This is a genomic window from Moorena sp. SIO3I6 (genome assembly GCF_010672095.1).
The window spans coordinates 1-4,067 of record NZ_JAAHHU010000383.1; the positions used below are offsets into that span (position 1 = coordinate 1).

At 42.7% G+C, this 4,067-nt stretch carries 2 protein-coding genes; one reads left to right on the forward strand and one right to left on the reverse strand.

Translation table 11 applies throughout. The annotated features are described in order from the left end of the window. A partial coding sequence (locus F6K49_RS36460; RefSeq protein WP_293104702.1) for a TIR domain-containing protein occupies nt 1-3,365 on the forward strand: 3,365 nt, incomplete at its 5' end. Between the two features lie 68 nt (nt 3,366-3,433). Here the strand turns inward: F6K49_RS36460 and F6K49_RS36465 are convergent. Then, on the reverse strand, nt 3,434-4,067 hold a 634-nt coding region (locus F6K49_RS36465), incomplete at its 5' end, for a D-Ala-D-Ala carboxypeptidase family metallohydrolase (RefSeq protein ID WP_293104705.1).

The following is a 4,067-nucleotide window of genomic DNA, read 5'->3' on the forward strand; positions in this document are numbered from 1 at the left end:
TAATACTGGGGTTACAATTTCTGGATTTTACTACCTATAATGATGAAGCTAAATACCGGATTGATGCTGACAAACTGATTAAGGTATTGCATCAAGATGAGCTCTACTACTCAGACCATAAGAGGTTATTAGTAAAGGCGATTAAATGGAAAAAACAAAATCGTAATCCCAGTATTTTACTGCGGGGATACAATTTGCGATATTATGAAACTTGGCTCACTATTAATCAGGAACGTAGCCTTGATCCTCCCCTACCCCTTCATCACGAATTTATTACTGAAAGTAGCCATCAAATTACCTCATCCTCTTTAGAGGTGTTTATCTCCTATTCCCGAGCAGATTCCGATTTTGCCCGTCAGTTAAACGAGGCACTACAAATTCAGGGAAAAACCACTTGGTTTGACCAAGAAAGCATTCCTCCAGGAAGTGATTTTCAGCAGGAAATCTATCGGGGTATTGAAAATTGTGACAACTTTTTATTTATTATTTCCCCTCGCTCAGTCAATTCACCCTATTGTGCAGATGAGGTGGAATACGCCCAGAGTTTAAATAAACGGTTTGTGACCATATTACATCACGAAGTAGCAGCAAACCTGTTACATCCCGCATTAGCTAAGATACAGTGGATAGACTTTAGAAATTATCGGGGAGATTTTTATGCCAATTTCAGTGAATTGATCAGAACCCTAGATACTGACCGAGACCATGTCCATAAGCATACCAAGTTGTCTCAGCGCTCCTTGGAATGGGAAAAAAACCACAAAACTCTTGACTTGCTGTTGCGGGGGATTGAGTTTTCCATTGCCCAAAAGTGGTTCTTGGAAGCTGAGCGAGATCATAAATATCCTCCCCCAACTCCTTTACAGAAGGAATTTTTTGAAGCCAGTAACAACGCTATTGAAGCGGCAAAAGAAGCCGAAAAACAGCGACAAGCAGAAATCCTAGGGTTGCAGGAGGAACGTACAAAGGAAGCGAAAGCACGACTAGCAGAACAGAAGAAAAGAGTTAGACAACAAAAATTCTTTATTGTCGGAGTCATTATAGCATTGGTAGCGGCTGTTAGCACTCTTATCCTTGAAATTCAAGAAAAGAAGTTGGCTGAAAATAACCTCAAAATTGCTAGAGTAAACCATCTTCTTTCAGAAGCAATGAGGTTTTTAAAACGACACCCGACGAGGGCTTTACGCCTTGCCGAGGCTGCTTATAAGATTGACAATACCCGTCAAGTTCCTGAGGTTTCACAATTGCTGAGTATAGCCTACCATTCAGCAATTCATCGCCGCTCCTTTTTTTACTCTGCCAATATGCAACATGAAAAGGCTGTGACTAGTGCAGTATTCTCGCCGGATGGTAGTATAATTCTCACCGCTTCAAAGGATAGAACAGCAAAATTGTGGGATCTCAAGGGGGAGCAAATCACTACCTTAGCCGGACATTCTGCTAGGGTTAATTCTGCTGTATTTTCCCCAGATGGCAACACAATAGTGACTACGTCACAGGATAAAACGGCTAAGTTGTGGGATAAGGAAGGCAAATTGATCAATACCTTACAAGGGCATGATTGCGTCCGCAACGGTCAGTGCCAGGTTAATTCTGCCGTCTTTTCCCCAGATGGTCAGACAATTCTCACTGCTTCTGATGATAATACGGCTAAATTATGGGATAAACAGGGACAACTAATTAACACCTTGAGGGGGCATAAAGATATCGTCGTCTCTGCCGTCTTTTCTCCTGATGGTCAGACAATTCTCACCGCTTCACAGGACAAAACGGCTAAATTATGGGATAACGATGGGAATTTGATCACAACTCTAAATCAGGATAGCTGTTCGGATGTAAAGGATGATAATTGCGGTCTTACCTCTGCGGTATTTTCTCCAGACGGAACTAAAATTATCACTACCAGTAAAGATAATACAGCTAAGTTGTGGAAACAAAATGGCGAGCTGATTAAAATATTGAAGGGACATACCGGTTGGGTTAATTCAGCTTTATTTTCCAAAAACGGTGATAAAATTATTACCGCTTCTGAAGATAGCACTGCTAAGTTATGGGATCAGGATGGAAACTTAATTAAAACCTTAGCAGGACATTCCGAGGCAGTCAAAAAAGCATTATTTTCCCCAGACGGTAAGAAGATTATTACCGTTAGTGATGATGATACTGCCAAAATTTGGGATTTGGATGGAAATGTTATCGCTAATTTAATCGGTCATCAATTATCGGTTACTACTGCAGCGTTTTCTCCCGATGGAGAAAAACTAATCACCGCTTCTGATGACTGGACAGTAAAGTTATGGGATATCACCCAACAACCAGTTAATTCTAGTTTGATTAGAAATTCTAGTTTTCAACATTCAGCACCTGTGAATTCTGCTGTGTTTTATCGTAACGGCAACAAAATCTTGATAGCCACTACCGATAAAAAGCCTTATTCATCGGAATCGGATCTGAGCGTAAAATTGCTCAAGCAACTTCCTTATGACTGTGATATCGAGAAGAACTGTGCTGTAAAAACAGCAGCTTTCTCCCCTAATGGTAACGATATTATCACGACTTCCGATGATGGCCAAACCCGGTTATGGAATGGAAAAGGCGATCGCCTGATCATGGCTATTAATTTACATGATAACTATAATAACTTAAGGATATTCGGTAGCAGTGGTGCTAAATTTGCCAGCTTTTCCCAACATGACCAGCAAATTTTCACTACCTCTGACGATCACACTGCCAAGTTATGGGATTTTAGTGGCAGTGAACTTATAGAAATATCAGAATACAAAGGACACAAGGGGGAAGTTAATTCCGCTGTCCTATCTCCTAACCGCCAGCAAATCCTTACGGCTTCTAAGGATGGACTGGCGAAGTTGTGGAACTTGAACGGAGAAATAATTACTAAATTTGAAGGACATACCGATGCTGTTAATTCCGCCGTCTTTTCCCCTGATGGTAAAACAATTATCACCGCTTCAGCAGATGACACGATAAAACTGTGGGATTTGAATGGAAACGAGATCCGAACTTTTCCAGAAGACCCCAGTCAAGGACATATGTTTGATGTTAATTCAGCGGTGTTTTCTCCCGATGGTAAAACAATTCTCTCTGCTTCTGACGATAAAACTGCCAGGCTGTGGGATTTAAACGGTAGGTTAATCCTGGAGATGAGAGACCTTACTCCTGCTGCTGTGAACTCTGCCGTGTTTTCTCCCGATGGCACCAAAATCCTCACTGCTTCAAGCAATGGCACTGTCAGCGTGTGGCTCAAGCCGGAGGCTATATATGAGTGGTTGCAAACAGCTAAAATTTATCAGTTCTCACAAGAAGATCTCGAGGAATTTGGTTTAGAGGACAGCGATTTTAGATAAAATCCTTTAGGTGCGCGCCTCCAAGGCCGCGAGCAATCCCTCGCGCCCTTGGGTCGCACCTGAGGATATCAAAAACCATAACTCCATCTTGCCCGATGGCCTCGGGCATCAATATGGGTGAAACAAGTTGCACTGGCTAGACCACCTCGGGAACCCCACCAGGAATCCAGGCGTTTATTCACCGACATTGGCGATATCCCCTCAACCACAAAATCCACAGCATCCCCAGAAAGATGACGGGAGCGTGTAGCACCACCAACTTTGCGATTGGTTACTGGGTCGCGATACCAAGAGTGAACCAGGATGGGGCGATTGCCAAAGTATTCCCTCACTTCCTCCATTACCTCAGCAATTTTGAGAATGCCCTCCACAATACTTTTGTCCGTAGGAATGCGAGTACCATTTTTAGTTGCCTCTGCCCAACTAAAGTGACCACCAGCGATAATCGGCTCCGATAGGTAAAAGGTTTTGTCATATCCAGGCAACTGAATTGGACCAGTCTTGTCAGGGTTAATCTTAATTAAGTCAGATTGTTGTTCATCCTTAGGTGCGTTATCGGGTTCACTCCCTTCAATTTCAACATGGTCACAGAAGACGTACCAGGTTTTTCTTGGTGGTGTTCCTAACGCAACATTGGCCAGGACTATCTGAATATGCTTATTCTCCGCGAGCTGATCCGATGTAATCTCAAACTCCGTGTCT